Annotated in this window: 4 protein-coding genes, 1 tRNA gene and 2 pseudogenes; 2 read left to right on the top strand and 5 right to left on the bottom strand. The window is 67.1% G+C overall.

Translation table 11 applies throughout. The features are described 5' to 3' along the window. Together Taqua_RS02470 and Taqua_RS02465 are read left to right on the top strand one after the other, a co-directional pair. Positions 1-111 (top strand): annotated as a pseudogene (locus tag Taqua_RS02470) (IS5-like element ISCARN85 family transposase); the annotation flags it as partial. A 15-nt stretch (positions 112-126) separates the two neighbouring features. Next, a pseudogene (locus Taqua_RS02465) lies at positions 127-492 on the top strand (integrase core domain-containing protein); the annotation flags it as partial. Positions 493-678: 186 nt separating this feature from the next. Here Taqua_RS02465 and Taqua_RS02460 read toward each other — a convergent pair. The 5 genes from Taqua_RS02460 to Taqua_RS13425 form a co-directional block, all read right to left on the bottom strand. Continuing rightward, positions 679-754: transfer RNA gene (locus Taqua_RS02460), tRNA-Thr, on the bottom strand. 48 nt (positions 755-802) lie between these two features. Beyond that, positions 803-1,852, bottom strand: a complete 1,050-nt coding sequence (locus tag Taqua_RS02455) for a class 1 fructose-bisphosphatase (RefSeq protein WP_144324429.1) — start codon at positions 1,850-1,852, stop codon at positions 803-805. An 18-nt stretch (positions 1,853-1,870) separates the two neighbouring features. Next, the gene (gene pepN / locus Taqua_RS02450; protein WP_425472575.1) at positions 1,871-4,534 is read right to left on the bottom strand and encodes an aminopeptidase N; all 2,664 of its coding nucleotides are present in this window, start codon (positions 4,532-4,534) and stop codon (positions 1,871-1,873) included. 29 nt (positions 4,535-4,563) lie between these two features. Beyond that, positions 4,564-5,668 (bottom strand): peptide chain release factor 2 gene (prfB, locus tag Taqua_RS02445; RefSeq protein ID WP_144324428.1). Its coding sequence is split into 2 segments (ribosomal slippage): positions 4,564-5,586 and positions 5,588-5,668, totalling 1,104 coding nucleotides; the frame shifts between segments, so codons are not numbered across the junction. Between the two features lie 129 nt (positions 5,669-5,797). Beyond that, on the bottom strand, positions 5,798-6,061 hold the full coding sequence (locus Taqua_RS13425) for an EamA family transporter (protein WP_246094582.1): 264 nt from the start codon (positions 6,059-6,061) through the stop codon (positions 5,798-5,800). Positions 6,062-6,407: the final 346 nt, after the last annotated feature.

Here is a 6,407-nt window from a genome sequence, read left to right as displayed (position 1 = left end):
CTGTTCCGCCGTCTGAAAGGGTTCCGCCGCATCTTCAGCCGCTTCGACAAGCTCGACGTCATGTTCGCGGCCTTCATCCACTTCGCACTGATCGTCGAATCGTTGCGATAGTGTTAACAGGCCCTAGGCGTAACGCGCGTGCTCGACCGTCTGGCGCTCGCCCGCGGCCTACCGCAGGTGATCCGTACCGACAACGGCAAGGAGTTCTGCGGCAAGGCCCTGGTCACCTGGGCGCACGAACGTGGTGTGCAACTTCGTCTGATCCAACCCGGCAAGCCGAACCAGAACGCCTACGTCGAATCCTTCAACGGCCGTCTGCGCGACGAGTGTCTCAACGAGCACTGGTTCACCCACCTGCTGCACGCCCGGACCGTCATCGAAACCTGGCGCCGGGAGTACAACGAGGAGCGACCCAAGAAGGCATTGGGCGGACTGACACCGAGCGCCTACGCCAGGCAACTGGCATCGGCTACCATCCAACCCGGACTCTAGATCGAACCGCTACTGAAAGCGGGGGGACGTCGGGCGGCATTGTGGCCCAAGGATGGCGCGGGGCATGACCACACAGCGCCTCAAAAAACAACAAACCGCCATGCGCACACAGGGCGACATGGCGGTTTGGTGATTGCAACGGCCCTGGCGCATAACGCGCTTGGGGGCTGGGCCGTGAGTAGCGTGTGGTGCCGCAAAGAGGATTCGAACCTCCGACCTACTGATTACGAATCAGTTGCTCTACCAGCTGAGCTATTGCGGCCAGGCGACTTGCCAACCCGGGGCGGGCAGTATCGCTGCAAAGCTCGCATTATACCGTGGTGGAGGCCTGCTGCGCGTCCGCTTCGTGGTGGTAGCGGGTGACACGCTCGACTTCGTTTTTGGAGCCCAAGATCACCGCGACGCGGTCGTGCAGACCGCGCGGTTCGATGTCCAGGATGCGCCGGCGCCCGTCGGTGGCGGCGCCCCCCGCCTGCTCGACGATCCAGCCCATTGGGTTGGCTTCGTACATCAGGCGCAGCTTGCCGGGCTTGTGGGGCTCGCGTTTGTCCCACGGGTACATGAAGATGCCGCCGCGCGTCAGGATGCGGTGCACATCGGCCACCATGCTGGCGATCCAGCGCATGTTGAAGTCCTTGCCGCGCGGGCCGTCCTTGCCCGCCAGGCATTCTTCGATGTAGCGGCGCACCGGTGCGGCCCAGTGGCGCCAGTTGCTCATGTTGATGGCGAACTCGCGCGTGTCTTCGGGGATGCGCACCTGGTCCTGGATCAGCACCCAGGCGCCCTGTTCGCGGTCGAGCGTGAACATCGCCACGCCGTTGCCGACGGTGAGCACCAGCGTCGTCTGCGGACCGTAGATGCAGTAGCCAGCGGCGACCTGCTCGCGGCCGGGCTGCAGGAAGTCGGTCTCGCTGACCGGCTCGATGACGGTGGGGTCGTCGTGCTGGCGCTTGAGCACCGAGAAGATGGTGCCGATGCTGACGTTGCAATCGATGTTGCTGGAGCCGTCCAACGGGTCGAACAGCAGCAGGTATTCGCCCTGCGGGTAGCGGTTGGGGATGGGGTGGATGCCGTCGAGCTCTTCGGAGGCCATCGCCGCCAGGTGGCCGCCCCATTCGTTGGCTTCGATCAGCACCTCGTTGGCGATGACGTCGAGCTTTTTTTGCACCTCGCCCTGGATATTCTCGGTGCCGGCGTTGCCCAACACCCCGCCCAGCGCGCCTTTGCCAACGGCGATGGCGATGCGCTTGCAGGCGCGCGCGACGACTTCCAGCAGCAGCCGCAGCTGCGGCGTGATGGCGCCGTGCACGCGCTGCTGCTCGATCAGGTAGCGGGTCAGGGACACAGAGCTGGGGGTCATCGTGAGGCTCCTGGGGTGTCAATCGGCCAAGGCGCGGCTGACAACTTCGCGCACGTCGGTGCTGAGGCCCTCGTGCGCGGCCACCGCTTCGATGGCGGCGCGCGCCGCGCTGCGGTAAGGCTCGGCCAGTTTGCGCCAGCGGTCCAACGCACGCGCCAGGCGCGCGGCGACCTGCGGGTTGAACGCGTCGATCTCCAGCACCCGGTCGCGCCAAAACGCGTAGCCCGCACCGTCGGCGCGATGCAAGCCCGCCGGGTTGGCGTGACAGAAGGTGCTGATGAGGCTGCGCGCGCGGTTGGGGTTGCGCAGGTTGAAGTCCGGGTGCTGCAGCAGCGCCTGCACGCGTGGCAGCGCGTCGCCGTCGCGGTCGGGGGCGCCGGCTTGCAGCGCAAACCACTTGTCCAGCACCAGCTCTTCGGCGTGGAAGCGGTCGTGGAACTGCGCCAGCGCGCGCTGCCCCAGTTCGTGGCCGGCCGTCACCAGCGCGCTCAACGCCTGGTAGCGGTCGGTCATGTTGGTCGCGTCCTTGAAGCGCTGGTAGGTCTTGCCCGGCCACACCGGGTTGCCGTTGTCACGCGCGGCCAGGCACAGCATGTGCAGCGCCAGGCCCGTCAGCGCGCGTCGGCCAGCGCTGAAGGCGTCCGGGCGGTAGGCGCCGTTGTCCTTGTGCTGCTCGTAGGCCCACACCCAGTCGTCGTGCAGGGCGTGCGCCAGTTGACGCCGCATCGCTTCACGCACGGCGTGGATGCGCTGCGGGTCCACCTCGTCGAGCTGCTCGGCGATGTAGGTCTCGGCCGGCAGCGTCAGCACCAGCTCCTTGAAGGCCGCATCCAGCGCGGGGTGACGCAGCACGGCGCGCATCGCCTCGAGGAAAGCGCCGTCGAGCGGCTCGTGCACGGGGCCCGCGGCGCGCACCGCGGCCAAGGCACGGCGCAGCGCGAGTTGCTGGCCGGCTTCCCAGCGGTTGAACGGGTCGGTGTCGTGCGCCAGCAGCACCAGCAGCTCATCGTCGCTGAGGTCATGCTCCAGGATCACCGGCGCGCTAAAACCCCGCAGCAGCGACGGCACCGGGGCGGCGTCCATCCCCTCGAAGACGACGGTGGTCTCGGGCTCGTGCAGCACCACCAGCCGTTCGGTGCCGGGCAGGGCGTGGCCTTGATGGTCCAACAGGCCCATCGCCACGGGAATGACGAACGGCGCTTTGGTCGGCTGCCCCGGCGTCGGTGGGCAGCTTTGGCGCAGTGTCAGTGTGTAGGTGCCCCGCTCGGGGTCGAACTGGCCCTGGGCGCGCACGCGCGGTGTGCCGGCCTGCGCGTACCAGCGCTTGAACGCCTCCAGGTGTTGCGCCAAGGGGCTGTCGGGGTTGGCGTCGGCCATGGCCTGGGCGAAGTCGTCGCAGGTGACGGCCTGGCCGTCGTGGCGCTCGAAGTACAGCTTGAGTCCGCGCGCAAACCCCTCGCGGCCCACCAGGGTTTGCATCATGCGCACCACCTCAGCGCCTTTTTCGTAGACGGTGACGGTGTAGAAGTTGTTGATTTCGGCGTACTGGTCCGGGCGCACCGGGTGCGCCATCGGGCCGGCGTCCTCGGGGAACTGGGCGGTGCGCAGCACGCGCACGTCTTCAATCCGCTTGACCGCGCGCGCCGAGGGGCTGCCCGCCATGTCCTGGCTGAACTCCTGGTCCCGAAAAACGGTCAGGCCTTCCTTGAGGCTGAGCTGGAACCAGTCGCGGCAGGTGACGCGGTTGCCGGTCCAGTTGTGGAAGTACTCGTGCGCCACCACCGACTCGATGTTGGCGTAGTCGGTGTCGGTGGCGGTGGCCGGGTTGGCCAGCACGAACTTGGTGTTGAAGATGTTGAGGCCCTTGTTTTCCATCGCGCCCATGTTGAAGTCGCTGGTGGCGACGATCATGAAGCGCTGCAGGTCCAGCGGCAGGCCGAAGCGGGTCTCGTCCCACGCGATGGCGGCCATCAGCGACTGCATCGCGTGTTCGGTTTTGTCCAGGTCCGCCTGGCGCACGTAAATTTGCAGCAGGTGCTCGGTGCCGCTGCGGCTGATGATGGGCTGGCTGCGGCACACGAGCTTGCCCGCCACCAACGCAAACAGGTAGCACGGTTTGCGGTGCGGGTCTTCCCAGCGGGCGTAGTGGCGCCCGCCGTCCAGGTCGCCGCTGTCCACCAGGTTGCCGTTGGACAGCAGCACGGGGTACTTGGCTTTGTCGGCGCGCAGCGTCACGGTGTAAGTGGCCATGACGTCGGGCCGGTCCAGGAAGTAGGTGATGCGCCGAAAGCCCTCGGCCTCGCATTGCGTAAAAAACGTGCCCTGGCTGACGTACAGGCCCATCAGCTGGGTGTTTTTTTCCGGGCAGCAGGTGGTGAAGATCTCCAGCTCGAACGGCTCGGTGCCTTCGGGCAGCGCCTCCAGCACGAGCTGGCCGCCGTCCATCTTGAAGCTGGTGCCCTGGCCGTTGACCAGCACCCGGGCCAGGTTGAGCTCTTCGCCATCCAGGCGCAGCGGTTGCGCCGGCACGTCGGGGTTGCGGCGCACGCGCATGCGGTTGAGCACGCGGGTTTTGGCCGGGTCGAGGTCGAAGGTGAGATCGACGCTGTCGATCCAGTACGCCGGCGGCGCGTAGTCTTCGCGGCGCACGATGCGGGGGCTGCCTTCACGCAAAGCGGTCATGGGGTGGTTCCAGTGGGGGCGGTTGGGGGTCACACGCCTTGCTTGAGCGAGGCTTCGATGAACACGTCGAGGTCACCGTCCAGCACTTTTTGCGTATTGGAGACTTCGACGTTGGTGCGCAGGTCCTTGATGCGGCTTTGGTCCAGCACGTAGCTGCGGATCTGGTGGCCCCAGCCGACGTCGGTCTTGGTGGCTTCGAGCTGCTGCTGCGTTTCCATGCGCTTGCGCATCTCCATCTCGTACAGCTTGGAGCGCAGACGCTGCCACGCCAAGTCGCGGTTGGAGTGCTGGCTGCGGCTGTCCTGCGCGGTGACGACGATGCCGGTGGGGATGTGCGTCAGGCGCACCGCCGAGTCGGTTTTGTTGATGTGCTGACCGCCGGCGCCGCTGGCGCGGTAGGTGTCGACGCGCACGTCGGCGGGGTTGATCTCGACCTCGATCGAGTCGTCGATTTCAGGGTAGACGAACACCGAGGCGAACGAGGTGTGGCGCCCGCCGGAAGAATCGAACGGCGACTTGCGCACCAGCCGGTGCACGCCGGTTTCGGTGCGCAGCAGACCGAAGGCGTAGTCGCCCTCGACCTTGATGGTCGCGCTCTTGATGCCGGCGGTGTCACCGGGCTGCTCGTCTTCGACCGTGGCCTTGAAGCCCTTGCGCTCGGCGTAGCGCAGGTACTGGCGCAGCAGCATCTGCGCCCAGTCGCACGCTTCGGTCCCGCCCGCACCGGCCTGGATGTCGATGAAGCAGTTGTTGGGGTCGGCGGGGTTGTTGAACATGCGCCGGAATTCGAGCTTTTCGACCTCCGGCGCGATGCGCGCCACGTCGGCCTCGATGGTTTCCAGCCCGGCGTCGTCACCCTCGGCGCGCGACATCTCGAACAGTTCGGTGTTGTCGGCCAGCTCCTGTGCCAGCCGGTCCAGCACCAGCACCACGTCTTCGAGCGACTTCTTTTCTTTGGCCAGTTCCTGCGCGCGCTTGGGGTCGTTCCACACGCCCGGGTCTTCCAGCGCGGCGTTGACCTCGGACAGCTTCAGCGCCTTGGCATCGTAGTCAAAGAAACCTCCGCAAGTCGGCGACGCGCTGCGTCAGGTCTTGCAATCGGTTGGCAAGGGCGTTGAGGCGTTCGGCTTCCATCGTGCGTGTTCCCGTCGCAAACTGAGTCTGTGTTCAGTGGCTTGACAAACGTGCAATTTTCGCACGGCGTCCGCAGCCTTGCACGCCCCGTGCAGGGCGTGCCGGCGCACCACGGTGAAGCGGCGCGGGTCAGTCGCGCTGTCCGAGCTGCGCCACCACCATGCCTGCCACGATCAGCGCCGCGCCCGTCCAACCGCGCAGGCCGATGGCCTCACCCAGCACCCACCAGCCACCCAGCGCGGAAAACACCCCCTCGCTGCTGTAGATGATGGCCGCGTGGGTGGGGTGGGCGTGGCGCTGCGCGACCACCTGCAGGGTGTAGGCCACCCCGATCGACAGCACACCACCCCAGGCGATGGCGCCCGCGGCCGCCCACAGCGCCTGCGGTCCCATCGGCTCGGCGCGCAGCGCAGCCACCCCCCCACGACAACGCCGCCGCCACCGCGTACTGCACGACGGCCAGGCGCAGGGCGTCGTGGCGCCGTGCGTAGCGGCCCACCAGCAGTACATGCACCGCCCACAGCAGCGCGCCGCCGAGCTGCAACCAGTCCCCCGGGGCGATCGAGGCGTCGGGCTGCACACTGAGCAGGTACAGCCCCGCCGTGGCCAGCGCCACCGCCAGCCACACCGGCGCCGCCACGCGTCGCCCGCCCAGCGCCAGCAGCAGCGGCACCAACACCACGTACAGGCCGGTGATGAAGCCGGCGTTGGACACGCTGGTGCCCAGCAGCCCCACCTG

The sequence above is a fragment of the Tepidimonas aquatica genome, assembly GCF_007556585.1.
Classification (GTDB): domain Bacteria; phylum Pseudomonadota; class Gammaproteobacteria; order Burkholderiales; family Burkholderiaceae_C; genus Tepidimonas; species Tepidimonas aquatica.
This window is presented reverse-complemented; position numbering and strand designations above follow the sequence as displayed.

Excerpts from the sequence above, each read along its gene's own strand:
- Taqua_RS02455 (WP_144324429.1), bottom strand. The coding sequence starts at position 1,852 with ATGACCCCCAGCTCTGTGTCCCTGACCCGCTACCTGATCGAGCAGCAG.
- pepN (WP_425472575.1), bottom strand. The coding sequence starts at position 4,534 with ATGACCGCTTTGCGTGAAGGCAGCCCCCGCATCGTGCGCCGCGAAGAC.
- Taqua_RS13425 (WP_246094582.1), bottom strand. The coding sequence starts at position 6,061 with ATGGGACCGCAGGCGCTGTGGGCGGCCGCGGGCGCCATCGCCTGGGGT.